The following is a 25,088-nucleotide window of genomic DNA, read 5'->3' as shown; positions in this document are numbered from 1 at the left end:
ATTTCGCAAATCTCACTGCCATTGTTCGAAAACGCAGATTCCTTATGGCTTCAGACAGTAAATCTCGACGATTCAAGATCTGAGGAGGCACCAGTGCAGGTCGAGGTGAAGGTCAGCGGAGATGGCCAGGAGACCGAGCTCCGTTCCCTGCATACATGGTTGGGTCAAGATCCTCAGGTACGCAGTTCGGCGACGCTATCGCTCGTGGAGCGGCCCGCAGGCGCGGGTGCGATGGGCGGCTGGCTGGACACTCTGCAGATCGTGACGGAGAACGGGTGGAGTGCTGCCTCGTTCGTCATGACCGTGGTCACCTGGCGGCAGACCCGACCGCGGCCGCCCAAGGTGATCGTCCGCCACGGCGGCATCGAAGTGGTACTGACTGAGGGGACGGATGCGGAGATGCAGCAGGTGATTGAGCTGCTGTCACAACAGACTCCGGACGGCATCGAGGACGACGAGGTGTGAAGGGGCTTCCCGAAGCAGAGACCTCACGTGCAGTGCTGATCGGGGTGGCGCGGTACACGGGGTTGGAAACGCTGCCCGCCGTGTCGAACAACCTGCCCGCCCTGGCGGACGCGTTGACGAGCCCCGGATCCTGGGGGCTGGCACGAGAGCACTGTGCCGTGGTCGCAGAACCGTCCGGCCTGCACGAGGTGCTGGAACCAGTGGAGGAGGCGGCTCGGGCGGCACGGGACACGCTGTTGGTGTACTTCGCCGGCCACGGCCTGACCGATGACCGCGGCGAGTTGTTCCTCGGCCTCCCTCGGTCAAGGCCGGGCCACGGTCACACGGGGGTTCCGTATGCGATGTTGCGCAGCGCGATCATGTCTGGTCGTGCGCAACGCCATGTGATCATTCTTGACTGCTGCTTCAGCGGCCGGGCGCTGGGGACGATGGGCGGCTCAGTCGCTGATCAGGCACAGATCGACGGCAGCTATCTGCTGGCTGCCGCTCCGGAGACCGGAGTGGCGCTGGCACCGCCTGGGGAACAGTACACCGCATTCACCGGCGAGTTGCTCGATATCCTGAAGAGCGGGATCGAGGGCGGCGAAGCATGGTTGGACCTGGAGTCGGTCTACCGGCGGCTGCGGTCCGTGCTCGCGGCCAAGAGTCGACCGCTTCCGCAGAAGCGCGACCGCAACACCGCGGGCGGCCTACTCCTGGGGCGCAACAACGCCTACCGGCCCTGGACCTCAACGGCGGTAGCGGCGGCGGGGAGCGGCGCCCGCTGGCCTGACCCTGATGTGCTCGACACCGCCCAGGAGTTCATCGAGGCGCTCGGACACATCCGGGCGATCAGCGGACGCAGCATTCAAGCCGTCAGCGACAATGCCCGACCATCGCTCTCCCCCAGCGCTGTCAGCGCGTTGTTGAACCGTAGGACGCTGCCACGGTCATGGAAGAGCACGGAGATTTACCTTCACGCATGCGGGCTGCCGGCCGACCAGGTACAACGCTGGCAGGTTGTCTGGGAGCGAATCAGAGTGGCTGCCGCAACGCAGCCTGACAGGACGATCCAGAAATCCGGGGAGAGAACGCCGCAGTCGGACCAAGGATGGCGTACCCGGTTCAGTCCACGCCGACAGAATCGCCACTAGCAGCCGCAGCGTACGCTCATTGGCCGGGTGCAGACGGGCTGGCGCTGACGGACGAGGGCGAAGCCCCCGGGCTCTGGACGGTCGTGGTCCCCGGGTTTCCGGAGCCATCCGAGATCAACATCAGTATGACAACCATTGCGATCAGGCCCACAACGCCTGCGCCTGTCAGCGGCTTCACCGCTGGCTTGCGCCCACCCGTCGGGCGGTTCACCCAGTGACCTGCGCGGTAGTACCTGCCGGAACGCCCAGCCATCCAACACCCCCGGTACCGACGGCAGACCATCCGCCGCCGAAACCGAGTTTGGCAGGCGCCATCGTGATAGACCGCCGATGGTAAAGACATGGCCGATTCCATTCGGAGCTCTTGGTCCGCTGCCGTTCCCACGCATGGCTGCAAGTCTCTGAGTCGATCGGCTGAGCGAGCCGCCGAATGAACCCCCTCCGGCGCTACCAGGCCGACCTGCGCGACAAGCACTGTCTTCGAACTCGCCTTCTATTCGTCACTGTCAATCTACTCCTCGCCGCCGCGCCGCTCTCCGCCCCGACCGCGACGAGGTCGGGGCGGGATGCATTGCGGACCGACCGCACCAGTGCCCTGACTCCGCTAGCCTGCTTGGGGTGACGGACTCGACCTTCGACACCCCAAGTGGCACTCGCTACAGCAAGATCGCAGAGGATCTGGCGGTTCTCGGCCGGGCTTTCGGGCTGGGTGAGGTTCGGGAGTGCCGCTTCCTGTCGGACGGCTTGATGAACGGGAGCTGGCGGCTGGATACGGCCGAGGGCTCGTTCGCGTTGAAGCGGATCACGGATGTGCCGCTGCCGCTGGCGCGTCGGAACCTGGCTGTGCTGTCGGCGCTGGCCGATGACGGCCTGCCGGTGGGTAGGGCGCGGCTTTCCGGGGCTGGGGATGCGGTGGTAGAGGTCGCCGACCGTGGGTATTGCGTGGTCCCGTGGATGGAGGGTGGCCATCTGCCCGGTACGGATCTCTCGATCGGGCAGGCCGGTGACCTCGGCGCTCTGCTTGGTCGGATCCATCGGAGCTTGAACGGCGAGCGGCTGGCTGGCCTGCTGCCGCCAGGGCCGGAGCAGGTGACCGTCTCGGTGACCACGCCCGCTGCGGCTCACCAGGAGGCGGACCGCTTCCTCGCCGTGATCGCGGGGTTGGAGAATCGGACCGCGTTCGACACCGCAGCGGCCTCGGCGTTGGCCGAGCGCAAGGTGCTGCTGGAGAAGTACGGGAGCGAGCGCCCAGCTGGCGAGGTGGCGGTCGGCCCGGTGGGGTGGACGCACGGTGATGTGCAGCACCGGAACGTGCTGTGGCGGGACGGTGAGATCGCCGGGGTGATCGACTGGGACCGCATCCGGGTCCGGCCATTCGGCGAGGAAGTCGCCCGCACCGCCACAGTGCAGTTCGGCGGTGAGGACGGCTTCCTCGACCTGGAGCGGACCGCTGCGTTCGTGGCCGGCTACCGGTCGGTCGTGCCGCTCCCGGTGCCGGCACTGGAGGACGCGGTGGATCGGCTGTGGTGGAAGCGCATGTCGGACTACTGGCAGCTGGTCTTCCACTACGACCGCGACGACCACTCGTGCGACCACCTGTTCATGCCCGCCGAGCGCTTCCTGGCCTGGTGGGCGGAGCGGCGCGAGGACGCGCAGGAGGCGTTCGCGGCTATGCCCTGAGTGGCGCCCGGTCGCTACGCGCTGACCGGTCACGGACAGCAGGTAGGCAAGCCCAACAGGTTCCCGGAGGCCCTCCGGCTCTGTCGGAGCGAGACTGTTCGTTGTGATCTTGCGCAGCGTTCATGGCCGTTCGGCTGGCTCCGGGGGAGGCATCTCGATACGGCGATTCACCGATGGCGATTCGGCCGAGGAGCTCACTCTGCTCCTGCACCGCGCGTATGCCGCCCATGCAGCGGCTGGCAGGGTCTTCTTCGCGTCGTACCAGTCCGTGCAGGACACGGCCACCCGGGTGGGGAGGGGTGAGTGCTGGCTCGCCTTCCGGGGTGCTGAGCTGGTCGGGTCGGTGACGGTGACGGCACCGTACGCGGTGCCCGTGGGGTATCCGACACCAGCCGATGCGGGTTCGTTCTGGCAGCTTGCGGTGGATCCCGTGTGTCAGGGGACGGGCCTCGGACAGCGGCTGCTGACCGTGGCGGAGGACCGCATAGTCGCTCTCGGGTCCATGGAAGCGGTCATCGATACGTCGGCCGAGGCCACTGAGCTGGTCGCTTGGTACCGCCGGCGGGGGTACGTCCCCGTGGGGACGTGGCGGTGGGATGTGACCAACTACGAGAGCGTGGTCCTGCGGAAAGACCTTGCCGCAGCTGGCCGAGAACGGTGAGAACGTGCGGTCGACACCTTCCCAGTTGGGAGGCACCGACCGCACGCGCCAACTGCCGGCGCTACTGGCCGAGGACTCGGGCAGCGTCCTGACCGGCGATGGTGAGGGCCTCGTCGAGGGCCTCGGGGCGGCGTCCGCCGGCACTGGCGACGGGGCCCTTGCCGCCGGCTCCGCCACCGACCGTGCGGGCAGCCGGGCTGAGGATCTGGCTGGCGTGGGTGCCGGTGTCGTGAAGGCTGCGGGTGATCGCGGCGGCGAGGAGGGCCTTGCCGCCGTGCTCGGTGCAGAGGACGACGACGGCGCGGTCGCCGTTGAGGAGGTCGGCGGTGTTGGTGGCCAGCATGCGGAGTTCGTCGGGGCCGAGGCCGGGGATCTTCTCGGTGACGATCTGGCCGCCGGGGACGGTGCGGGCGGTGGCGGCGAGCTGCTGGGCGCGGGTGCGGAGCTCGGCGTCGCGGAGGCGGGCGAGTTCCAGCTGGGCGTTGGTGAGGGCGTCGAGGCGCTTGCGGAGGGTGTCGGGGGCGTCCTGGGGGCGGGTGCCGAGGAGAGTGGAGAGTTCTTCGAGGAGGCGGCGTTCGGTGTCGTAGTAGGTGAGGGCGTCGCGGCCGGTGAGGGCTTCGATGCGGCGCAGGTTAGAGCCGATGGAGGCTTCGTCGAGGATGCGGACTGGGCCGGCGTTGGAGCCGTGGCCGACGTGGGTGCCGCCGCAGAGTTCGCGGGAGAAGTCGCCGATGTCGACGATGCGGACGTGGTCGCCGTACTTCTCGCCGAACAGGGCGGTGGCTCCGGCGGCCTCGGCCTCGGACCGGGTGGCCTGCCAGATGCGGACTTCGGGATCGTCGAGGAGGTGGTCGTTGACGAGGGTCTCGATGGCAGCGAGCTGGGTGCGGTCGACGGCGGAGAAGTGGGCGAAGTCGAAGCGCAGGCGGCCGGCGTCGACGAGGGAGCCGTGCTGGCGGGCGTGGTCGCCGAGGGTGCGGCGGAGCATGGCGTGCAGGACGTGGGTGGCGGAGTGGGAGCGGGCGACGGCGTCGCGGCGCGGGCCGTCGACGAGGGCTTCGGCCTGCTCGCCGGTGCGGATCTCGCCCTCGCGGACGCGGACGGTGTGGACGTGGAAGCCCTCCAAGCCGAGCCTGGTGTCCAGGACCTCCAGGAGCGCACCGGAGGACGTACGGATGGCGCCGGTGTCGCCGACCTGGCCGCCGGACTCGGCGTAGAACGGGCTGCGGTCCAGGACGAGTTCGAGCGTGCTGCCCTGGTCGGCGCCGGGCACGAGGGTGCCGTCGGAGATGAGGCCGAGGACGGAGGCCTCGCTGTCGAGGCGGTCGTAGCCGGTGAAGTCGGTGCGGCCGTGGCGGGAGGACAGTTCGCGGTAGGCGTCCTGGCGGCGCAGGGCCTCGGCGGCCTTGGCCTTGCCACCGGCCTTGGCGCGCTTCTGCTGTTCGGCGAGCAGGGTGGTGAAGCGGTCCTCGTCGACGCTCAGGCCGGCGTCGCGGGCGACCTCGATGGTCAGCTCGACGGGGAAGCCGTAGGTGTCGTGCAGTTCGAAGGCGGTGTCGCCGGTGAGGGTGTTGGAGCGGCCGTCTCGGCTGCGGGTGATGGCGGCGTTGAGCAGCCGGGTGCCCTGGCTGAGGGTGCGGGTGAAGGACTCCTCCTCGGCGGTGACGACCTGCTCGATGAGGGAGGCCTGGTCGACCAGTTCGGGCCAGACGTCGCCGAGGTTGGCGATCACGCTGGCGGTGGCCGGGGCGAGGACGGGCTGGTCGATGCCGAGCAGTCGGGCGTGACGGATCGCGCGGCGCATCAGGCGGCGCAGGACGTAGCCGCGGCCGTCCTTGGCGGGCAGGACGCCGTCGGCGATGAGGTAGGCGATGGAGCGGGCGTGCTCGGTGACGACCTGGAAGGACACCTTCTCCTCGCCGAAGGGGCCGCTGCCGGGGTAGTCGCGGCCGGCGAGTTCCTGGACGGTGCTGAGGGTGGGCGAGAGGAGGTCGGTGCTACAGACGTTCTCGACGTCCTGGAGGATGGCGGCGAGGCGGTCGAGGCCGAGGCCGGTGTCGATGCTCTGCTGGGCGAGGTCGCCGAGGATCGGGAAGCCGCCCTTCTTGTCGCCCTCGCCGCGCTGGAACTGCATGAAGACGAGGTTCCAGATCTCGACGTAGCGTTCGCCGTCGACGGCCGGTCCGCCTTCGCGGCCGAAGGCAGGGCCGCGGTCGTAGTTGACCTCGGAGCACGGACCGCAGGGGCCGGGGACACCCATGGACCAGTAGTTGTCCTCCATGCCGAGGCGCTGGATGCGGTCGGCGGGGACGCCGATCTTGCGCCAGAGCTGTTCGGCCTCGTCGTCGTCTTCATAGACGGTGATCCAGAGGCGGTCCTTGTCCAGGTTGTAGCCCTGGGTGAGGAGTTCCCAGGCGTAGGCGATGGCGTCGGCCTTGAAGTAGTCGCCGAAGGAGAAGTTGCCCATCATCTCGAAGAACGTGGCGTGCCGGTTGGTGCGGCCGACGTTGTCGATGTCGGAGGTGCGGGCGCACTTCTGGATGGTGGTGGCGCGGGGGTACTCCGGGGTGACCTCGCCCAGGAAGTAGGGCTTGAACTGATTCATGCCGGCGTTGGCCAGCAGCAGGGTCGGGTCGGAGGGGATGAGCGGGCTGGACGGGACGTGGCGGTGGCCGCGCGAGGTGAAGAAGTCCAGGAAGGTGGAGCGGATCTGCGTCGAGCGCATGGCGGTATGGCCCTCACGGAAGAATCGCGGAGAGATGTGGGGTGATCACACGCCGAGCCGGGCCGAGAACGAGGACTGAGTGGTTCTCAGTTCTCCAGCTCGGCGCAGATAGCTCGCGCCCCCACGGTGTAGACCATGACTCCGGTATCCGTCGCTCTGAGGTGGCGCAGCCGACAGCGACGCAACGGTGCGCTGCGACTGCGCCACCAACAGTAGCGGGTCGGGAGTCAAGATCGCTTGGAGTTGTCCTCCTGTCGGCCGATGCCGACCAGGAGGGGCAGGACGAAGGCGGCGTGGTCGGCGCGGGGCATCACGAGGTGGGCTCCGGCCCGAGTGAGCGCTTCAGGGCCGGCGAAGCCCCAGCCGGCGCCGACGGCGGTGACGCCCGCGGCGTGGGCGGCGTGGATGTCGGTCTCGGTGTCGCCGACGAAGATGCCCGCTCGCGGGGTGACGTCGAGCCGTTCGAGGGCGAGCAGGACCCCGTCGGGGGCGGGCTTGGGCTGGGCGTCCTCGTAGCAGACGACGGTGTCGAGTTGGCCGAGGATGTCCTGCGGCAGGAGCCAGTTGACCCGTTCGCGGCTTCGCAGGGTGACGACGCCGGTGCCGACCCCGGCCTCGCGGAGCGCCGCGAGGGTTTCGGTGACGTACGGGAAGACCTCGGCGGTGAGGGTGGCCGTGGCGCTCGCCGCCGCCCAACCGTCCTCGTTGATCGGCCCGTCCAGCCCGAGGTCGGAGAGGACGTACTCGCGCGGGGTGGTCGCGGCGGCGGGCGGGAGGTCGGCGACGGTCACCCGCCTGCCGAGAGTCGAGGTCGCATAGCCAGCCAGGGTGACGAGTTGGGCGTCCCGGCTGTCGACGAGGACGCCGTCGAGGTCGAAGAGCACGGCCCGCTTCACGCCGCACCACCCGTCCGTGGCGCGGGCAGGTCGGCCTCGGTGAACAGGGAGTGCAGGGTGACGCGGTGGTCGGCCAGCAGGGTCCGGCCACCGAGCGGGCGCTCCAGGACGCACAGCGCGTGGGTGACCGGTCCGCCCGTCATCCGCAGGATCCTTGCCATGTGGAGCAGTTGGCCGCCGGAGCGGACCACATCGTCGACCAGGACGGTGCGTCGGCCGTCGATGGGAAGGCCCTCGACCTGGTGGCAGGAGCCGTAGCTCTTGGGCCTGCGACGCACAAACACGGCGGGCAGGCCGGTGGCGGCGGACAGCGCCACGACGAGGGGCACGCCGCCGAGTTCGATACCGGCGAGCACCTGGGCATCGTCGGGGACGAGGTCGGCCAGGGCGGTGGCGGTGTCGCGCAGGAGCGCGGGTTCGGAGGCCAGCCGGTACTCGTCGAAGTAGGCGTCGAGCCGGCCTCCCTCGGCGAGCTTGAACGGGGCGTTCACGCACGCGGTTTCGGCGAGCCGAGCAGCGAGGCTGGCCGGCGAGGTGCGGGTGGTCATGCTCCTCCGATCGGGGCGGTGTCGAGCGTGGCGAGGTGGGCGCGGAAGGCGGCGGCGGACTCGGCGGTGGCGAGGAAGCCGAGCGGCCGGGTCGGGGTCTCGTACAGCCACCGTTCCTCGCGCAGGAAGGCGAGCAGGCGCAGGGCGGCCGCTCCGGCGAGGCAAACCGGGACGGGCCGGATGGTGGTCGCGTAGTAGAGGGCGGCGGTCAGCTCGTGGAGGGTGCCGACTCCGCCGCCCATGGCGACGATCAGGTCGGCGTTCTCCAGGTAGTGGTTGAGGCGGGCGCCGGGGTCGGGCACGTGGACGGACATGGTGGTGTGCGGGTTGAACGCTCCCCACTCGTCGTGCTTGCCGGTCAGCGTGACGGCGGTGACCGTGGCTCCCTGGCCTCCGGCTCCGCGGGCGGCGGCCTCCATGAGCCCGTTGTAGCCGCCGTGCAGGAGCTGGTACCCGGCCCGGGCGAGGGACCGGCCGATCTCCTCGGCCAGCGCCTCCTCGTGGGCGGAGGCGGGGACGACACCGCCGAAGAAGACGGCGGTCAGGCCCTCGCGGGCCCGGCCGGCGGCCGGGCCCGCGAGGTGGAGTGCGTTCACGCCAGCTCCTGGTAGGTGCGGTAGGCGGCGATGGCGTCGTGCAGTCCGTCGAGCGCCTGCGGGCAGGCCCGCTCCGTCAGGGCGAGTACCCGCGCGATCGCCTCGGTGACGTCGGCGGCCTCCGGGATGGCCGGGCCGCTGATCGCCGTGTCCAGGTCGCCCAGGCAGGCCCGGCCGATCGGGGTGACGGCGATCTCCTCGCGCAGCTGGTACCAGCCCCAGTACCGCGAGGCGGGGGCCAGGGCGGTCTTGATCAGGTCCTTCGTGGCCGTGTGCAGGCGGTGCCACTCGGAGTACGCCACGAACCGCTGGCCGCGCCGGATCCGCTTGTGCAGGAGCACAGCCAGCACCAGGTGCTCGATCAGCAACTCGGCGCAGGAACGCGGCCGGGCGAGGAAGGCGGCGACGAAGCTCTCGGCCGCCGCGATGTCCGGCGCGGCGGCCGGTCCGGGCCGGCGGTCGAGGAGGGCGGCGGTGTTGACCATCTCCTGCAGCCGCGGGATCCGGGAGGCGGGCGCGACGTAGAGGTCGATCTGGTGGAGCTTCCCCTCATCCGGGACGAGGAAGACCATCCCGACGCCACCGAGGTCGGCGACGATCGTGTCGCGCCAGCCGGGCAGCAGGGCGCCGGCCTCGACGGGCATCAGGGTGTCCAGCGCCTCGACGAAGGCTGGGAGTTGGGCGTCGTGGACGCCGACGACGAAGTCGACGTCGGACAGGCGGTCGGCGGTGCCGTGGGCCAACGACCCGCGGACCATCAGGTGGGTCACCGACAGGGAGGTGGCCAGGATGTCGGCGAGCTTCGACAGCAGCGGCAGCTGCGTGGGCCGGTTGGCCTGGGTGATCGCCGCCAGTTGCAGGGTGGGCATGCGCTTCTTCCTTCCGGGCGTAGTGCGGGCTGGGATCAGGCGGGGAGGGCGAGCAGGCGGCGCTTGGCGGTCTCCCAGCGCGTCGCGGCCTCCATGTCGCCGAGGGAGGTGTGCAGTTCGGCGATCAGGTCGTACGCCGTGCCCTCCGGCAGGGCGTAGGTGTAGAAGAGCCGCAGCAGCATCCGTTCGGCCGCCTCCGGGTAGCCGAGGGTGGCCATGTTGCGGGCGCTCTCCAGCCGCGCGGCCAGGATGTTCTGGTCGGCGGTGGGCAGCGGCTCCGCGACCGCCGGGCTGAGCGCGGGCCGACGGGCCAGACGCTGGTACGCGTCGTCGGCGTACACGTCGGCGATCAGGTGGATCCGGTCCGGGCCGAGCAAGTTGCACACCCCGTGGGCGTACGTCGGCGTCAGCCGCCAGATCCGCCCGCCCGTCATGTGTACCTTGGTGCCGCCGGTGACCAGGAAGGCGGACCTGTTGGTGTGCAGCGGGACGTGCAGCCGGTGCCGCTCGACCTGGTGGAGCTCGTCGTAGTCGCGGTGCTCCCAGAGGAAGGCGTTGCCCTCCAGCCGGGCCAGCCGCACCCACATGAAGTTCAGGCCGAGGTCGGCCAGGAACGCGGCGGTGGCCGGCATCCGCCCCAGCAGGTCGGTCAGCTTGGCGGCGCAGTCGCCGATCGTCACGTCGGCGGCGTCGCCGGAGGCGTTCATCAGCGAGGTGGTCCACCAGCCGCCGGACTGGTAGGCGCCGTACTCCGCCTTCCACGGCGCCTGGGCGGTCAGGGCCTCGTGGCGCATCCGCTCCAGATGGGCGGAGTCCACGGCGTCCAGCTGGGCGATCTGCCCAGCCAGAGCGGTCAGGGTGCTGTCCATCGGTTCCCTCCCGGGTCGGCTCACGGCATGGCGAGCCGGAATGCACGTGGTGCTGGATGGGGTCGACCGGGCGCCGGTCCCAGCGCCCTTGATCTCACGCTTCGCTGTCGGCGATGCACGGACAGCGAGGTGGCGTTCAGGATGGCGGCGCCAGGTACGGCACCGATACGACGCGGCTGCCGTCACCATCCCGTCGCCATGAGGGCGGCGAGGCCGGCGTCATGGCGGTGTGCGTCATGACTGCCGTCATGGCCGCCGTCATCTGGGCCAGTGCGGTCTCGAACAGGTTTCCTGTCGAGGGACGATGGCTATCGTCAGAGCAGAGGAACGGGGATGGAGATGATCCGCGGTGGCTGAAACTCCCACGCTTCTAAGGGTTTTGACGCTTCAGCGGCACTGGCAGGTCTACGAAACCTTCCGCCTCCGGTTCGAGGCGACGGCGAACTCGGCCGCCGAGCAGGAACGCGACCCCCGGCTTCGGGGCTTGTCGGTCTCCAAGCGGCAGTTCGAGCGCTGGTACGGCGGAGCGGTGAAGACCCGCCCCTACCCGGACCAGTGCCGGGTGCTGGAGGCCATGTTCGGCGTCGGCGTCGACCAACTCCTCGCACCCGCACCGGCCGGCCCCGTGCACGCTGCCACCGCCTCGTTCGTCGTCCCGCCACCACGGGCTGTCCCTATCCTCCTCCCACCCGAGCAGGCAGCGGCACTGCCTGTCGGTGGCCCGTCCAGCAGCGAACCCCGCTTCGACGCGGGCACCACGGAATTGGAAAGGCAGGTCATGATGGCGGCTCGTCGTGCACTTCGGTTCACCGCGACGGCGGAGGGCAGCAGCGTCGGCTCGGAGACCCTGGGCCAGATCCACGACGAGGTACGGCGGCTGACCGCCGCCTACCCGAAGCTGGCACTGCCCACCCTGCTCGGCGACCTGGTCGAAGTACAGGACCTCACCTTCCGGCTACTGGAGCACGGCCGCGTCAAGCCGCTGCAGGCCCGGGCGCTGTACCTGCTCGCCGGGATCACCTCCGGCATGCTCGCCAAGGCCAGCCACGACCTCGGCAACCCAAGCGCCGCGATGATGCAGGCCCGCACGGCCTTCGTCTGCGCCGACAACGCCGACCACCACGCCATGCGCGCCTGGGTCCGCTCGCTCCAGTCGCTCATCTCCTACTGGGCCGGGCGCCCCGGCGAGGCCGCCGAGTACGCCGCCCTGGGGCAGAACGTGGCCGGCGACGTGCGCGGCACCACCGGCGTCTGGCTGGCCTGCCTCTCCGCCCGCGCCCACTCCCTCCTCGGCGACGGTGAGGCCACCCGCACGGCCATCCAACGGGCCGAGAATGCCCGCGCCGCCGTCGAACCCGACGACCTCGACGCCTTCGGCGGCATCATGACCTTCCCGGTGCCCCGCCAGCTCTACTACGTCGCCGAGGCCACCGTGCAGCTCGGCCAGGACGCCGCGCTCGGCGAGAGCCAGTCCGAAGCGGCCGTCGCCGCCTACCGCAGCGCATCCGAGGACGAATGGGCCTTCGGCGACCAGGCCGGCGCCCAGACCGACCTTGCCCTCGCCCGCATCGCCCGCGGCGAGATCGAGGGTGCCGCCGAGGCCGTCCGCCCCGTGCTCGACCTCCCCGTCGAGCAGCGGAACTTCGGCATCGTGAGCAGCGCCCAGCGCGTCCACGCCGCCCTGCACGGCGACGGCCGTCGCAGCGGCAGCGGCGCGGCGGCAGGTCTGCGCGAGGAGATCGAGGCCTTCACCGCCACCCCGACCTCGGTCCTCGTCCGGTGACCCCACGGATAGGCTCCGCAGCCATGAATCCTGTACACCTGACCGGCCCCAACCTGGCACTGCGCGAGGTCGAACCCGAGGACACCGACGATCTCCTGGCCATCTACGGTGACCCCGAGGCCACCCGGCACCTCAGCTTCGAACCCCGCACCCGCGAGCAGGTCGAGGCGATCACCGCCCGCTCCATCGACTCCGCGCGCGCCACCCCGCGCACCGAGTACTGCCTCGCCGTCACCCGCCTCGGCGAACAGCGGCTGATCGGCTACGCGCGCCTGGCCACCGAGCCGCAGCAGGCCGCCACCATCGGCTTCGCCCTCCACCCCGCCGCGTGGGGCAAGGGACTCGGCACCGAGACCGTCCACCTGCTGTGCGCACTCGGCTTCAACGTCCTCGGCCTGCACCGCATCTGGGCCGCCCGCTCCCCGCTCAACGAAGCCTCTGCCCGCACTCTTCTTCGGGCCGGCATGACCGAGGACGGCCGGATCCGTGACCACGTCTTCGTCCACGGCGCCTGGCGCGACTCGATCACCTACTCGATCCTGGAACACGAGTGGGCACCAATCGACGGACTGGGAACCGGCCGAGCCGCTGGATCCGAGGCCGGACACAGTCCGGGGCGGTGATCCGGTGCTGCCCGAGCCGCACATAGTGATCCCCGGCATCGCCGGGTTCGCCCGCGGCAATATGCCCGACCCACCCGCGACCGACGACGGCAACACTTGGGTCGACGGCTTCTGCTGGCTGTACTGCGGCCAGCAGTGGACCCGTGTCCTGTGGATCGGCCCCGCTCACGTCGCCGGAGCCCAAGCGCCTTCTGGCACGGATCTGGCACGGCAGGGTCGGATTGGTCCAGACAATGCGAAAGCCCCAGGTCGCTGACCTGGGGCTTTACTGCTGGAGCGGGCGACGAGAATCGAACTCGCGCTCTAAGCTTGGGAAGCTCATGTTCTACCATTAAACTACGCCCGCCTGATGAGCCGTCAGAGACCGCTCGATCCAGTGTCACTGTACCCCATCTGCGACGGTGGTTGCACAGGGGGTCGGGGGACGTGGCGGAGCCGGGTGGGACGGGTGTCGGGGGCGTACTGTTTGGGCCGCGTGCGAGTGCTCCGGTGGGTGGGAGCCGAGGCGGCGAGCCATGGTGAGGAATGTCCGGAACATCCCCTAATGTGACGCTGTCCCTGGGCTCGGTCGCCGGGGCGGTGAGTACGGGTGAGTACTGGGTTAGGGATGGGAAGGGGATCGATGGAGCAGCGCGCCGTCGTTCGTTGTGCCGAGGGGCACCTGTTCAGCACCACCACGTTCCCGATGCAGAACCTCGGTCCGGGTCGGCTCGGCCCCGGGCGGTTGATCCGCTGTCCGCAGTGCGGACGGATGCGGAGTTCGGTGCTGGCCGACGTGCGGGAGCTGTCGGAGCCGCAACTGGCGCGGGCGATGCGGTTGGAGGCCGCCGAGTTCCTGGCCTGACGGTCGCGGAAGGACGGAACGGGCCCCGGGCGGATTCGTCCGGGGCCCTTTCTTGCACGTAACCTCGAAGCGTGCTGCTCTCTGACAAGGACATCCGGACCGAAATCGACCTGGGCCGGGTCGTCGTCGACCCCTTCGACCCGGCGATGATCCAGCCGTCGAGTATCGACGTGCGCCTCGACCGCTTCTTCCGCGTGTTCGAGAACCACAAGTACCCGCACATCGACCCCTCGGAGGAGCAGCCGGACCTGACCCGGCTGGTCGAGCCGGAGGGCGACGAGGCGTTCATCCTGCACCCCGGCGAGTTCGTGCTGGCCTCCACGTACGAGGTCATCACGCTGCCGGACGACGTCGCGTCCCGGCTGGAGGGCAAGTCGAGCCTGGGCCGGCTGGGCCTGCTCACCCACTCCACGGCCGGCTTCATCGACCCCGGCTTCAGTGGCCACGTGACCCTGGAGCTGTCGAACGTCGCGACGCTGCCGATCAAGCTGTACCCGGGGATGAAGATCGGGCAGCTGTGCCTCTTCCGGCTCTCCTCGCCCTCGGAGCACCCGTACGGCTCCGAGCGCTACGGCTCGCGCTACCAGGGCCAGCGCGGCCCGACGCCGTCCCGCTCGTACCTGAACTTCCACCAGACGAAGGTCTGACCGCAGGGCCCGCAGGGCCGGCGAGACCCGCAGGGCCGACGGAGCGCACGCACGACGGGCGGCCACCCCCATCCGAGGACGGACGAGGGGTGGCCGCCCGCGGCGTTCTCAGGCCCGCTTGGGGCTGGTGACGGCGACCAGCTCGGTGCCGTCCTCGGACAGCCGCAGCTCGGTGCGCAGCTCGGCCAGCTCGCCGAGGTGGTGCAGGTGGGTGCCGCCGCAGAAGATCTGCGCGCCGCCCTCGGGCAGCTCGCAGTGCCACTGGCGGCGGGCGGTGAGCTCGGGGCCGGGCACCTCGATGCGGACCGGGGCGTCGGCGGCGACCCAGGCGGCCAGCCGGGCGTTGACGGCCTCGGTGAGGGCCGGCAGGGCGTCGGCGAGGGCCGGGAACTCCTCGGTGGCGTCCACCGTGAAGCCCTTCTTCTTCAGCGACTTGCCGAGCCGGTAGGTGTCGGTGCTGGCCGCGGTGTCCATCACCGAGCTCGCCATGGCGAGGCTGTCGAAGTCCGGGTGGCCGAAGGCGTCCGAGCGGCCCGGGTCCTTGCGCCAGCGCGGGGCGAGCGCGGCGTTCAGGGCGAGGGCGAGCAGGTGGCAGCCGCTGTGCGAGGCGCTGAGGGCGCCCCGGCGATCGGTGTCGACGGCGAGCGCGGCAGTGCGGCCGACGATGTCGCCGGGGTCGGTGTCCAGGACGTGGAGGACCAGCCAGGACCACTCCTCGTCGCCGCGCCGGACCGGGATGTCGGCGCCGACCAGCAGCTCCCCGCCCTCCGGGCCGACGGCGCCGGTCAGGCAGTCGACCACGGCCAGTTCGGTGCCGTCCACGGTCAGGGTGCCGAGGTCGGCCGGCTGGTCGGGCCAGGTGTGGTCGAGCGGGTGGAACGGGGTCGCCTCGGTGACGACGGCGTACCGCCCGTCGGCCAGCGGGTGCACCGCGAGCACCGGGGACTCGCCGGTCACCGCCCCGGCCGGGAAGCTGACGTGGGTGGTGGGGAGGGTCATGGCCTGGCTCCGGTGAGGTAGGACGACGAGGGTGGGGCGGGCCCGGCGTTCGGCCGCCGCCCGCCCCCATTCTGCCCTTCGCCCGTCGGGGGCCTCAGCCCAGCGTCGGCAGCTTGATCAGCACCAGCAGCGCGACCAGCTGCACCGCCGAGGCGGCCGCGGCCTTGCCCCAGGGCAGGTCGTGCAGCCGCCGGACCATGCTGGTCAGCAGGTAGGCGCAGAGCGCCCAGGTGGCCCAGCCGACGACCTGGACGACGACGCTGCCGGAGGGCAGCACCAGGTCCAGCAGCAGCCGGGGCGCGTCGGTGAGCCAGCCGATCAGCGCGGCCAGGCCGACGGTCGCCTTCCACGGGCCGTCGCCGCCCAGCTGGCGGGCCAGCGCGTAGGTGACCCCGCCGAAGAGCGCCCCGGCCACGGTGAAGCAGACGGCGGCGGCGAGGATGCCGGTCAGCGCCACGGTGAAGGTCGAGTTGACGATGTCGTCGTGGGTCAGCCCTATGCCGAGCACCGCGAGCGCGCCGTACAGCAGCGAGACGGTGAGGGCGGGCAGCCAGACCTGGTGGTCGCGGGTGCGGTCGAAGATCGCGGTCGGGCTGCGGAACAGGCCGGTGAACAGCTCACGCCAGTGCGGCCGGGGCCCGGCGACGTGCGGGGCGGACTGGCCGCCGGCCCGGTAGACGGCGACGTTGTCCTGGCCGTACGGCTGCTGCCGGTCGTAACCCCCGTCGGGTCCGTAGCCCGCGTCGGGCCCGTAACCCCCGTCGGGCCCGTAGCCCGCGTCCGGCCCGTAGCCCTGGTCGGAGCCGTAGCCCTGCGCGGGCCCGTACGGCGGCTGCTGCCCGTGACCGTCGTCGTAGTAGCCGTGCTCCTGGCCCGGGTGCCCCTGGTGGGGCGGCTGCTGAGCGTACGGGCCGCCGCCCGCGTACGGGTCGCCGACCGGGAAGGCCCTGGTGCTGCCGGGCCGGTCCGCCGCGTACGGGTCGTACCCGTCCCCCGCCGGGTGCCCCGGCCCGCCGGTGGGCGCGCCGGGACCGCCGGGCGCGCCGCCCGGCCCGCCGGGCGCCGCCGGGTGCGGGGCCGTGAAGTACTCCGGCCCGTCCGTCGCCCCGTGCCCCCCGGGCGGCGGCGGAGGGGCAGACCACCCACCGTGCGGACGGTTCGCGCCCTGACCGCTGTCGTATCGATTACCAGCCACGGTCCGAAGGTACCCGCCCGGCCCGGCCCGCGTCGGCCCCGGACGGAGCCGGGGCCGGTTTGCAGCGAGGCTGAGACGAACGGGACCGGAAACCCCGCGAACGGCCCGGCCCCCGCGGGCGCTACCGCTGCGCGCCGACCGACGGCCCGTGCACCGCCGCGGCCGCGCTGGTGCCGGCCGGGCAGCCGCCCGGGCCGGCCGAGGTGCGGACGGCGCCGACCGGCAGCAGGGTGCCGCAGGCGATCCGGATGCCGTTCGGCAGCTCGTTGTCCGACTCCACGATCGCGCCGTCGCCGATCACCGCGCCGTCGAGCGCCGAGCGGTCGCCGACGGTGGCGAAGGCGCCCACGATCGAGTCCTTGACCAGGGTGTCCGGGCCGATGACCGCGCCCGGCAGGATCACGCTGCCCTCGACGATCGCGCCGGCCTCGACCACCGCGTCCTCGGCGACCACGGTGCCGCCGCTGAGCACCGCGCCCGGGTGGACGGTGGCGCCGGGCAGCAACAGGGCGTCGCCGGTCGGGCCGGGGACGGCCGGGGAGTCGACCTTGCCGAGCACCAGGTCGGCCGAGCCGCGGACGAAGGCCGCCGGGGTGCCCAGGTCGAGCCAGTACGAGGTGTCGACGACGCCGCGCAGCAGCGCGCCGGTGGCCAGCAGCTCGGGGAAGGTCTCGCGCTCGACGGACACCTCGCGGCCGGCCGGGATGCGGTCGATCACGGACCGGGTGAAGACGTAGCAGCCGGCGTTGATCTGGTCGGTGACGATCTGTTCCGGGGTCTCCGGCTTCTCCAGGAACTCCAGCACCCGCCCGTCCTCGTCGGTGGGGACGAGGCCGAAGGCGCGCGGGTCCTCGACCCGGGTCAGGTGCAGGGTGACGTCGGCCCCGGCGGCCACGTGGCCGTCGCGCAGGGCGGCGATGTCGACGCCGGAGAGGATGTCGCCGTTGAAGACCAGGACCGGCTCGTCCGGGCCGCAGGTCAGGCCGGAGGCGGCGTTGCGGATGGCGCCGCCGGTGCCCAGCGGCTCGCGCTCGGTCAGGTAGACCAGCTCGATGCCGTACGGGGTGCCGTCCTGGAAGTGGTCCTCGAACACCTCGGCCAGGTACGAGGTGGCCAGCACGACGCGGGTGACGCCGGCGGCGGCCGCGCGGGCCAACTGGTGCGCGATGAACGGGACGCCTGCCACCGGCAGCATCGGCTTGGGGGTGTGGGTGGTCAGCGGACGCAGTCGCGTGCCCTTACCACCGACCAGCATGATCGCCTCGGTCATGGTCTGCGCTGTTCCCCTTGTGGTCTCTGCGGCCCGGCCCGGTGGGCCGGCACCTCGTCGTCGGTCTGGACCCGGCCGTCCGGCCGGCGCGGGTCGCCACCCGTCCGGGGCTTCCGTCCGGAGCGGGCGGACCGGCACGAAGCCGGTCCGGGCCTACTGTATTTGCTTCCGACCGAATGCCCGTCCGGCGCCTGTGCGATTGCCGTCACCCGCCGTACTCCCGCCGTACCCGCGCGGGCCGTCCGCGCCAACCGAAAGCCCGGCCCGGCGGGCGCGTTCACGGCGTCCACCGGGCCGGGCAGTTGTAGCAGAACTGTCGAACAGCGGGCTGTGCGGCGGCTGTTACGCGTCCACCGTCGCGGGCTGCTCCTCGCTCCCGGCCGGCGGTTGGGCCTTCACCGAGTCGAGCAGCAGCTGGGCCACGTCGACCACCTTCAGGTGCTCCTTGGCCGCGCCCTCGTTCTTCTTGCCGTTGACCGAGTCGGAGAGCATCACCAGGCAGAACGGGCAGGCGGTGGAGACGATGTCCGGGTTGAGCGACAGCGCCTCGTCCACGCGCTCGGTGTTGATCCGCTTGCCGATGCGCTCCTCCATCCACATCCGGGCACCGCCGGCGCCGCAGCAGAAGCCGCGCTCCTTGTGCCGGTGCATCTCCTGCTGGCGCAGACCGGGGACCTTGTCCATGATCTCGCGCGGCGGGCTGTAGACCTTGTTGTGGCGGCCCAGGTAGCAGGGGTCGTGGTAGGTGATCAGGCCCTCGACCGGGTTGACCGGGACGAGCTTGCCCTCGTCGATCAGGTGCTGCAGCAGCTGGGTGTGGTGGATGACCTCGAAGTGGCCGCCCAGCTGCGGGTACTCGTTGGCGATCGTGTTGAAGCAGTGCGGGCAGGTCGCCACGATCCGCTTGACCGGGGCGTCCTCCAGGGCCGCGTTCAGCGTCTCCACGTTCTGCGCGCCGAGCATCTGGAACAGGAACTCGTTGCCCAGGCGGCGGGCGGAGTCACCGGTGCAGGACTCCTCCTTGCCGAGGATCGCGAACTTCACGCCCGCGGTGTGCAGCAGCTCGGCGAAGGCCTTGGTGGTCTTCTTGGCGCGGTCCTCCAGGGCGCCGGCGCAGCCGACCCAGTAGAGGTACTCGACCTCGGCGGGGTCGATGTCCTCGCCGATCACCGGCACCTCGATGCCGGTCTCCTTCTTGAGCTCCTTGACCCAGTCCAGGCGGGCCTTGGTGGCCATGCCCCACGGGTTGCCCTTGTTCTCCAGGTTCTTGAGCATCGTCCCGGCCTCGGTCGGGAACGAGGACTCGATCATCACCTGGTACCGGCGCATGTCGACGATGTGGTCGATGTGCTCGATGTCCACCGGGCACTGCTCGACGCAGGCGCCGCAGGTGGTGCAGGACCACAGCACGTCCGGGTCGATGACGCCGTTCTCCTCGGCGGTGCCGATCAGCGGGCGCTCGGCCTCGGCCAGGGCGGCCGCCGGGACGTCCTTGAGCTGCTCGGAGGTGGCCTTCTCCTCCCCCTCCATGTCCTTGCCGCCGCCGGCCAGCAGGTACGGCGCCTTGCCGTAGGCGTGCTCGCGCAGGCTCATGATCAGCAGCTTCGGCGAGAGCGGCTTGCCGGTGTTCCAGGCCGGGCACTGCGACTGGCAGCGACCGCACTCGGTGCAGGTGGAGAAGTCGAGGATGCCCTTCCAGGAGAAGTGCTCGACCTGGGAGACGCCGAAGACGGCGTCGTCGGCCGGGTCCTCGAAGTCGATCGGCTGACCGTTGCTGGTCATCGGACGGAGGGCGCCGAGCGCGGTGCCGCCGTCCTCCTCGCGCTTAAAGTAGATGTTGAAGAAGCCGAGGAAGCGGTGCCAGGCCACGCCCATCGAGGGGTTGAGGCCGATGGTGGTCGCCCACGCGAACGAGATGCAGATCTTCAGCATCGCGAACAGGTAGATCAGGTTCTCCAGCGTGCCGTGCGACAGGCCGCTCAGCGCGGAGACCAGCGGGTACGAGACCAGGTGCTCCGGCCCGTACGAGTCGACGCCGTTGAGGGCGCCCTCCAGGCCGCGCAGCATCAGGATGCAGAGGCCGATGCCGAGGATCGTGTACTCGACGTAGAAGGCCTGCCAGGCGATCGAGCCGGCGAACCGGGACTTGCGGCCGGACCTGGACGGCAGGCTCATCAGCCGGATCACGATCAGGACCAGGATGCCCAGCGTGGTCAGGGTGCCGATCAGCTCGACGAAGAGCTGCCAGATCATCCAGTGGCCGATGATCGGCAGCGCGAAGTCGGCGTCGAAGAGCTGGCCGAAGGCGTTGACGATGGTCAGCACCAGGCTGAAGAAGCCGACCGCGACGAACCAGTGGGCGACGCCGACGACCCCCCAGCGGTTCATCCTGGTGTGGCCGACGAACTCGGTCGCCACGGTCTTCACCCGCTGGGCGGGCTGCCCGAAGCGGGTGGAGTCGTCCGCACCGGTGCGGACCACCCTGTAGATGTACAGCGCCGCACGGGCGGCGAGCGCGGTGCCGATCACGAATGTGACCAGCGAGATGACGATCGCTGCTAGCTGCATCGGCTCTCCGTCTCCTGCGGCTTTGCGGTTGAGCAGGCTCTGCGGTTCTCAGGTCTTTGGAACTGAGTGTACTGGTCGGTAACTTGCCGGGCCGACGGCCCGGACATTACCGGTGGGCAACAGTTCTCCAGAAGATTCCCAAGCTATGGCGGCAGTCACGTGGGCGCACCCCCGCCACGGCGTGGCGGGGCGCACCCCGGACTTCCGGGCCCCCGACCGAGGTCCCGGCTCAGCAAAGTTGAGCGACTCGCACTCATGCCTGTTGACGCCGCCCATCGAGTCGTGCATCCTTGAGCCCGTAAAGCTCAACTCTTCCGTGGAGGTATTTACGATGGCACGCGCGGTCGGCATCGACCTCGGTACGACGAACTCGGTCGTCAGCGTTCTGGAGGGTGGCGAGCCCACCGTCATCACGAACGCCGAGGGTGCGCGGACCACGCCGTCCGTCGTCGCCTTCGCGAAGAACGGCGAGGTCCTGGTCGGCGAGGTGGCCAAGCGCCAGGCGGTCACCAACGTCGACCGCACCATCCGCTCGGTGAAGCGCCACATGGGCACCGGGTGGAAGATCAACATCGACGGCAAGGACTTCAACCCCCAGCAGATCTCGGCCTTCGTGCTGCAGAAGCTGAAGCGCGACGCCGAGGCGTACCTGGGCGAGACCGTCACCGACGCCGTCATCACCGTCCCGGCGTACTTCAACGACTCCGAGCGCCAGGCCACCAAGGAGGCCGGCGAGATCGCGGGCCTGAACGTCCTGCGCATCGTCAACGAGCCGACCGCGGCCGCCCTCGCGTACGGCCTCGACAAGGACGACCAGACCATCCTGGTCTTCGACCTCGGCGGCGGCACCTTCGACGTCTCCCTGCTGGAGATCGGCGACGGGGTCGTCGAGGTGAAGGCCACCAACGGTGACAACCACCTCGGTGGTGACGACTGGGACCAGCGCGTCGTCGACCACCTGGTCAAGGTCTTCCAGGCCGGCCACGGCGTCGACCTGTCCAAGGACAAGATGGCCCTCCAGCGTCTGCGCGAGGCCGCCGAGAAGGCGAAGATCGAGCTGTCCTCGTCCTCCGAGACCTCGATCAACCTGCCGTACATCACGGCCTCCGCCGAGGGCCCGCTGCACCTGGACGAGAAGCTCACCCGCGCCCAGTTCCAGCAGCTGACCGCGGACCTGCTGGAGCGCTGCAAGGTCCCGTTCCACAACGTGATCAAGGACGCCGGCATCTCGCTCTCCGAGATCGACCACGTCGTCCTGGTCGGTGGCTCGACCCGCATGCCGGCCGTCGCCGAGCTCGTCAAGGAGCTGACCGGCGGCCAGGACGCCAACAAGGGCGTCAACCCGGACGAGGTCGTCGCCATCGGCGCCGCGCTCCAGGCCGGTGTCCTGAAGGGCGAGGTCAAGGACGTCCTGCTGCTCGACGTCACCCCGCTGTCCCTCGGCATCGAGACCAAGGGCGGCATCATGACCAAGCTGATCGAGCGCAACACCACGATCCCGACCAAGCGCTCCGAGATCTTCACCACGGCCGAGGACAACCAGCCGTCCGTGCAGATCCAGGTCTACCAGGGCGAGCGCGAGATCGCCGCGTACAACAAGAAGCTCGGCATGTTCGAGCTGACCGGCCTGCCGCCGGCGCCGCGCGGCCTGCCGCAGATCGAGGTCACCTTCGACATCGACGCCAACGGCATCATGCACGTCGGTGCCAAGGACCTCGGCACCGGCAAGGAGCAGAAGATGACCGTCACCGGCGGCTCCTCGCTGCCGAAGGACGAGGTCGACCGCATGCGCCGCGAGGCCGAGCAGTACGCCGAGGACGACCACAAGCGCCGCGAGGCCGTCGAGACGCGCAACTCCGCCGAGCAGCTCGTCTACTCGACCGAGAAGTTCATCGCCGACAACGCCGACAAGCTGCCGGGCGACGTCAAGACCGAGGTCGAGACCGCCATCGGCGAGCTCAAGGAGGCCCTGAAGGGCGAGGACATCGCGAAGATCCGCGAGGCCTCGGAGAAGGTCTCCACCACCGCGCAGAAGCTCGGCCAGGCGCTGTACGCCAACGCCGACGCCCCCGCCGGTGCCGCCGCCTCCGGTGACTCCGCCCAGGCCAAGGACGACGACGTCGTCGACGCCGAGATCGTGGACGACGAGAAGCCCAAGGGCGGTGCGGCATGACGGACAAGCCGCAGGGCGGCAAGCCCGGCGACGACTCCGCCGCCGAAGAGGCCGTGATCAAGGCTGCCGAGGAGGCCGCCGCGGCCGGCTCGGAGGGCTCCGGTTCGGAGGAGCTCGCCGCCGCCAAGCGGGAGCTCGCCGAGCGCACCGGTGACCTCCAGCGCCTCCAGGCCGAGTACCAGAACTACCGCAAGCGGGTCGAGCGCGACCGGCTGACCGTCCGCGAGATCGCCGTCTCCAACATCCTGGAGTCGCTGATCCCGGTCCTGGACGACATCGGCCGCGCCCGCGAGCACGGCGAGGTCACGGGCGGCTTCAAGTCCGTCGCCGAGTCGCTGGAGACGGTCGTCGCCAAGCTGGGCCTGCAGCAGTTCGGCAAGGAGGGCGAGCCCTTCGACCCGACCATGCACGAGGCACTGATGCACAGCTACTCCTCGGACGTCACCGAGGACACCTGCGTCCAGGTCCTCCAGCCCGGCTACCGCATCGGCGAGCGGATCATCCGCCCGGCGATGGTGGCCGTCGCCGAGCCCCAGCCCGGCAGCCAGGCGTCCTCGGGCGCCGAGGAGAAGTCCACCGACAAGGACAAGTCCGACGGTGGCTCGGACAGCTGACAACCTGTGACAGCTGACAACCAGTGCGCTGCGGAGTCGTACGCCGGCCAGTACGGCGGCCGGCTCCGCAGCGCTCTGTCAACGGTCGTGCACCCAGCGGCTGTTGACAGCTCTGTGACGATGGAACTCGGGAGGTGGCGGAAGCCGTGAGCGAGCGAACGATCGAGAGGCGCGTGAACGGCTCAGCGGCTGCCGAGCGCAGCGAGGTGGACGCATGAGTGGCAAGGACTTTGTCGAGAAGGACTACTACAAGGTCCTCGGCGTGCCCAAGGACGCCACCGCCACCGAGATCAAGAAGACCTACCGCAAGCTCGCGCGCGAGTTCCACCCCGACGCCAACAAGGGTGACGCCAAGTCCGAGGAGCGGTTCAAGGACATCTCCGAGGCGTACGACGTCCTCTCCGACGAGAAGCGCCGCAAGGAGTACGACGAGGCCCGCAGCCTCTTCGCCAACGGCGGCTTCCGGGCCGGCGGCCCCGGCGGCACGGGCAGTTACAGCTTCGACTTCGGCGACCTCTTCAGCGGCAGCCAGGGCGGCGGCGGTGGCGGTGGCGGCGGCCTCGGGGACGTCTTCGGCGGCCTCTTCAACCGCGGCGGCACCCGCCAGGCCCAGCCCCGGCGCGGCGCCGACGTCGAGACCGAGGTGACGCTCTCCTTCGAGGAGGCGGTGGACGGCGCGACCGTCCCGCTGCGGATGACCAGCCAGGCCCCCTGCCGCGGCTGCAACGGCACCGGGGCCAAGGCCGGCACCACCCCGCGGGTCTGTCCGACCTGCGTCGGCGCGGGCACCGTCAGCCGCGGCCAGGGCGCCTTCGCGCTCTCCGAGCCGTGCAAGGACTGCCGCGGCCGGGGCATGATCGTCGACGACCCGTGCCCCGACTGCCACGGCAGCGGCCGCGCCAGCTCGGCCCGCACCATGCAGGTCCGGATCCCGGCCGGCGTCCAGGCCGACCAGCGCATCCGGCTCAAGGGCAAGGGTGCCCAGGGCGAGCGCGGCGGGCAGCCCGGCGACCTCTACGTCACCGTGCACGTCGACCCGCACCCGGTGTTCGGCCGCAAGGGCGACAACCTCACCGTCACCGTCCCGGTCGCCTTCCCCGAGGCGGCGCTCGGCGCCACCATCGAGGTGCCCACGCTGAACGGCCCGGCCGTGAAGCTCAAGCTGCCCCCGGGCAGCGCCAACGGCCTCACCATGCGCGCCCGCGGCAAGGGCGCCACCCGCAAGGACGGCACCCGCGGCGACCTCCTCGTCACCGTCGAGGTCGTGGTGCCGCAGCACGTCACCGGCGACGCGCTGAGCGCCCTGGAGCAGTACCGCGAGGCCACCGCCTCCGACGATCCGCGAGCCGACCTGTTCAGGGCGGCGAAGGGAGCGTGACGACCAGATGTCCCCGATGAACCCGATCGACCCCGACACCCCGATCGGCTCCGGCCTCGGCGAGGGCCTGCCCGGCGCCGGCGCCCGCCGCACCCGCCGGGCCGCCGCGGCCCCGCCGACGTACGTGCTCACCGAGGACACCCCGGTGTACGTCATCTCCGTGGCCGCCGAACTGTCCGGCCTGCACCCGCAGACCCTGCGCCAGTACGACCGCCTCGGTCTGGTCTGCCCCGACCGCACCGCCGGCCGGGGCCGCCGCTACTCCGCGCGCGACATCCAGCAGCTGCGCGAGGTCCAGCGGCTCTCCCAGGACGAGGGCATCAACCTGGCGGGGATCAAGCGGATCATCGAGCTGGAGAACCAGGTCACCGCCCTCCGGTCCCGCGTCGCGGAGCTGGTCGACTCGCTGGAAGGCGCCGCCACCGCCCTCCAGCAGCGCGAGGCCGCCGTCCACGCGTCCTACCGCCGCGACCTCGTCCCGTACCAGCCCCCCACCCCGCAGTCCAGCGCGCTCGTCGTCTGGCGTCCCAAGCGCTGACCTGACGGATCCAC

21 protein-coding genes, 1 tRNA gene and 1 pseudogene are annotated in these 25,088 nt (G+C 70.7%); 12 read left to right on the top strand and 11 right to left on the bottom strand.

The annotated features are described in order from the left end of the window. The first annotated feature begins 93 nt into the window (after nt 1–93). The 4 genes from ACIQ87_RS37550 to ACIQ87_RS37535 all read left to right on the top strand — a co-directional run bounded on the left by ACIQ87_RS37550 (nt 94) and on the right by ACIQ87_RS37535 (nt 3,939). On the top strand, nt 94–465 hold the full coding sequence (locus ACIQ87_RS37550) for a hypothetical protein (protein WP_402416163.1): 372 nt from the start codon (nt 94–96) through the stop codon (nt 463–465). Beyond that, on the top strand, nt 462–1,598 hold the full coding sequence (locus ACIQ87_RS37545) for a caspase domain-containing protein (RefSeq protein WP_402416161.1): 1,137 nt from the start codon (nt 462–464) through the stop codon (nt 1,596–1,598). Before ACIQ87_RS37550 ends, ACIQ87_RS37545 begins: the two co-directional genes overlap by 4 nt. A gap of 618 nt (nt 1,599–2,216) precedes the next feature. Continuing rightward, nucleotides 2,217–3,278, top strand: coding sequence for a phosphotransferase (locus ACIQ87_RS37540; protein ID WP_402416158.1), 1,062 nt, complete (start codon nt 2,217–2,219; stop codon nt 3,276–3,278). 103 nt (nt 3,279–3,381) lie between these two features. Continuing rightward, nucleotides 3,382–3,939 (top strand): GNAT family N-acetyltransferase, encoded by a 558-nt coding sequence (locus ACIQ87_RS37535; protein ID WP_402416155.1) that lies wholly within the window; start codon nt 3,382–3,384, stop codon nt 3,937–3,939. A 61-nt stretch (nt 3,940–4,000) separates the two neighbouring features. On the opposite strand, the gene alaS is transcribed toward ACIQ87_RS37535, so the two are convergent. The 6 genes from alaS to ACIQ87_RS37505 form a co-directional block, all read right to left on the bottom strand. After that, entirely contained in the window at nt 4,001–6,664 is a 2,664-nt protein-coding gene (gene alaS / locus ACIQ87_RS37530) for an alanine--tRNA ligase (protein WP_402416152.1), read from the bottom strand. A gap of 227 nt (nt 6,665–6,891) precedes the next feature. After that, complete coding sequence (locus ACIQ87_RS37525; RefSeq protein ID WP_402416149.1) at nt 6,892–7,560, bottom strand: HAD family hydrolase; 669 nt, start codon at nt 7,558–7,560, stop codon at nt 6,892–6,894. Next, a complete protein-coding gene (locus tag ACIQ87_RS37520) occupies nt 7,557–8,108 on the bottom strand; it encodes an orotate phosphoribosyltransferase (RefSeq protein WP_402416146.1) in 552 nt (183 codons plus the stop codon). Before ACIQ87_RS37520 ends, ACIQ87_RS37525 begins: the two co-directional genes overlap by 4 nt. Continuing rightward, entirely contained in the window at nt 8,105–8,704 is a 600-nt protein-coding gene (locus ACIQ87_RS37515; protein ID WP_402416144.1) for an LOG family protein, read from the bottom strand. The genes ACIQ87_RS37520 and ACIQ87_RS37515 overlap by 4 nt, the downstream gene beginning before the upstream one ends. Continuing rightward, a complete protein-coding gene (locus ACIQ87_RS37510) occupies nt 8,701–9,573 on the bottom strand; it encodes a hypothetical protein (protein ID WP_402416141.1) in 873 nt (290 codons plus the stop codon). Before ACIQ87_RS37510 ends, ACIQ87_RS37515 begins: the two co-directional genes overlap by 4 nt. 35 nt (nt 9,574–9,608) lie before the next feature. After that, complete coding sequence (locus tag ACIQ87_RS37505) at nt 9,609–10,442, bottom strand: aspartyl/asparaginyl beta-hydroxylase domain-containing protein (RefSeq protein ID WP_402416139.1); 834 nt, start codon at nt 10,440–10,442, stop codon at nt 9,609–9,611. Between the two features lie 379 nt (nt 10,443–10,821). Between ACIQ87_RS37505 and ACIQ87_RS37500 the strand changes: the two genes are divergently transcribed. Further along, a complete protein-coding gene (locus ACIQ87_RS37500) occupies nt 10,822–12,225 on the top strand; it encodes a hypothetical protein (RefSeq protein ID WP_402416137.1) in 1,404 nt (467 codons plus the stop codon). A 23-nt stretch (nt 12,226–12,248) separates the two neighbouring features. Continuing rightward, nucleotides 12,249–12,848, top strand: a complete 600-nt coding sequence (locus ACIQ87_RS37495; protein ID WP_402416134.1) for a GNAT family N-acetyltransferase — start codon at nt 12,249–12,251, stop codon at nt 12,846–12,848. A gap of 272 nt (nt 12,849–13,120) precedes the next feature. Here the strand turns inward: ACIQ87_RS37495 and ACIQ87_RS37490 are convergent. Then, nucleotides 13,121–13,194: transfer RNA gene (locus tag ACIQ87_RS37490), tRNA-Gly, on the bottom strand. 276 nt (nt 13,195–13,470) lie between these two features. Between ACIQ87_RS37490 and ACIQ87_RS37485 the strand changes: the two genes are divergently transcribed. Both ACIQ87_RS37485 and dcd read left to right on the top strand, forming a co-directional pair. Then, nucleotides 13,471–13,692, top strand: a complete 222-nt coding sequence (locus tag ACIQ87_RS37485; protein WP_074001850.1) for a hypothetical protein — start codon at nt 13,471–13,473, stop codon at nt 13,690–13,692. Nucleotides 13,693–13,763: 71 nt separating this feature from the next. Beyond that, complete coding sequence (dcd, locus tag ACIQ87_RS37480) at nt 13,764–14,339, top strand: dCTP deaminase (RefSeq protein ID WP_392868524.1); 576 nt, start codon at nt 13,764–13,766, stop codon at nt 14,337–14,339. A gap of 108 nt (nt 14,340–14,447) precedes the next feature. On the opposite strand, the gene ACIQ87_RS37475 is transcribed toward dcd, so the two are convergent. From ACIQ87_RS37475 to ACIQ87_RS37460, 4 genes and pseudogenes are all read right to left on the bottom strand, one after another. Beyond that, complete coding sequence (locus ACIQ87_RS37475) at nt 14,448–15,338, bottom strand: metal-dependent hydrolase (protein ID WP_402416131.1); 891 nt, start codon at nt 15,336–15,338, stop codon at nt 14,448–14,450. A gap of 94 nt (nt 15,339–15,432) precedes the next feature. Then, complete coding sequence (locus ACIQ87_RS37470; RefSeq protein ID WP_402416128.1) at nt 15,433–16,533, bottom strand: Yip1 family protein; 1,101 nt, start codon at nt 16,531–16,533, stop codon at nt 15,433–15,435. Between the two features lie 196 nt (nt 16,534–16,729). Continuing rightward, nucleotides 16,730–17,803 (bottom strand): annotated as a pseudogene (locus tag ACIQ87_RS37465) (sugar phosphate nucleotidyltransferase); the annotation flags it as partial. Nucleotides 17,804–18,145: 342 nt separating this feature from the next. Continuing rightward, nucleotides 18,146–20,371: a heterodisulfide reductase-related iron-sulfur binding cluster gene (locus ACIQ87_RS37460; protein ID WP_402416125.1), complete on the bottom strand. Its 2,226-nt coding sequence runs from the start codon at nt 20,369–20,371 to the stop codon at nt 18,146–18,148. A 331-nt stretch (nt 20,372–20,702) separates the two neighbouring features. On the opposite strand from ACIQ87_RS37460, the gene dnaK reads away from it, so the two are divergent. The 4 genes from dnaK to ACIQ87_RS37440 all read left to right on the top strand — a co-directional run bounded on the left by dnaK (nt 20,703) and on the right by ACIQ87_RS37440 (nt 25,074). Continuing rightward, nucleotides 20,703–22,544: a molecular chaperone DnaK gene (dnaK, locus tag ACIQ87_RS37455; RefSeq protein ID WP_402416122.1), complete on the top strand. Its 1,842-nt coding sequence runs from the start codon at nt 20,703–20,705 to the stop codon at nt 22,542–22,544. Beyond that, complete coding sequence (grpE, locus tag ACIQ87_RS37450; protein ID WP_402416119.1) at nt 22,541–23,158, top strand: nucleotide exchange factor GrpE; 618 nt, start codon at nt 22,541–22,543, stop codon at nt 23,156–23,158. The genes dnaK and grpE overlap by 4 nt, the downstream gene beginning before the upstream one ends. A gap of 214 nt (nt 23,159–23,372) precedes the next feature. After that, complete coding sequence (gene dnaJ / locus ACIQ87_RS37445) at nt 23,373–24,536, top strand: molecular chaperone DnaJ (protein WP_402416117.1); 1,164 nt, start codon at nt 23,373–23,375, stop codon at nt 24,534–24,536. Nucleotides 24,537–24,543: 7 nt separating this feature from the next. Continuing rightward, complete coding sequence (locus ACIQ87_RS37440) at nt 24,544–25,074, top strand: heat shock protein transcriptional repressor HspR (protein ID WP_402416114.1); 531 nt, start codon at nt 24,544–24,546, stop codon at nt 25,072–25,074. Nucleotides 25,075–25,088 lie beyond the last annotated feature (14 nt).

It is taken from the genome of Kitasatospora sp. NPDC096204 (assembly GCF_044763205.1).
Taxonomy (GTDB): Bacteria; Actinomycetota; Actinomycetes; order Streptomycetales; family Streptomycetaceae; genus Kitasatospora.
The sequence above is the reverse complement of the archived record's forward strand: the minus strand, read 5'-3'. Positions and strand labels throughout refer to the sequence as shown.

Excerpts from the sequence above, each read along its gene's own strand:
- alaS (WP_402416152.1), bottom strand. The coding sequence starts at position 6,664 with ATGCGCTCGACGCAGATCCGCTCCACCTTCCTGGACTTCTTCACCTCG.
- ACIQ87_RS37520 (WP_402416146.1), bottom strand. The coding sequence starts at position 8,108 with ATGACCACCCGCACCTCGCCGGCCAGCCTCGCTGCTCGGCTCGCCGAA.
- ACIQ87_RS37510 (WP_402416141.1), bottom strand. The coding sequence starts at position 9,573 with ATGCCCACCCTGCAACTGGCGGCGATCACCCAGGCCAACCGGCCCACG.
- ACIQ87_RS37505 (WP_402416139.1), bottom strand. The coding sequence starts at position 10,442 with ATGGACAGCACCCTGACCGCTCTGGCTGGGCAGATCGCCCAGCTGGAC.
- ACIQ87_RS37495 (WP_402416134.1), top strand. The coding sequence starts at position 12,249 with ATGAATCCTGTACACCTGACCGGCCCCAACCTGGCACTGCGCGAGGTC.
- ACIQ87_RS37485 (WP_074001850.1), top strand. The coding sequence starts at position 13,471 with ATGGAGCAGCGCGCCGTCGTTCGTTGTGCCGAGGGGCACCTGTTCAGC.
- ACIQ87_RS37475 (WP_402416131.1), bottom strand. The coding sequence starts at position 15,338 with ATGACCCTCCCCACCACCCACGTCAGCTTCCCGGCCGGGGCGGTGACC.
- ACIQ87_RS37460 (WP_402416125.1), bottom strand. The coding sequence starts at position 20,371 with ATGCAGCTAGCAGCGATCGTCATCTCGCTGGTCACATTCGTGATCGGC.
- dnaK (WP_402416122.1), top strand. The coding sequence starts at position 20,703 with ATGGCACGCGCGGTCGGCATCGACCTCGGTACGACGAACTCGGTCGTC.
- grpE (WP_402416119.1), top strand. The coding sequence starts at position 22,541 with ATGACGGACAAGCCGCAGGGCGGCAAGCCCGGCGACGACTCCGCCGCC.
- dnaJ (WP_402416117.1), top strand. The coding sequence starts at position 23,373 with ATGAGTGGCAAGGACTTTGTCGAGAAGGACTACTACAAGGTCCTCGGC.
- ACIQ87_RS37440 (WP_402416114.1), top strand. The coding sequence starts at position 24,544 with ATGTCCCCGATGAACCCGATCGACCCCGACACCCCGATCGGCTCCGGC.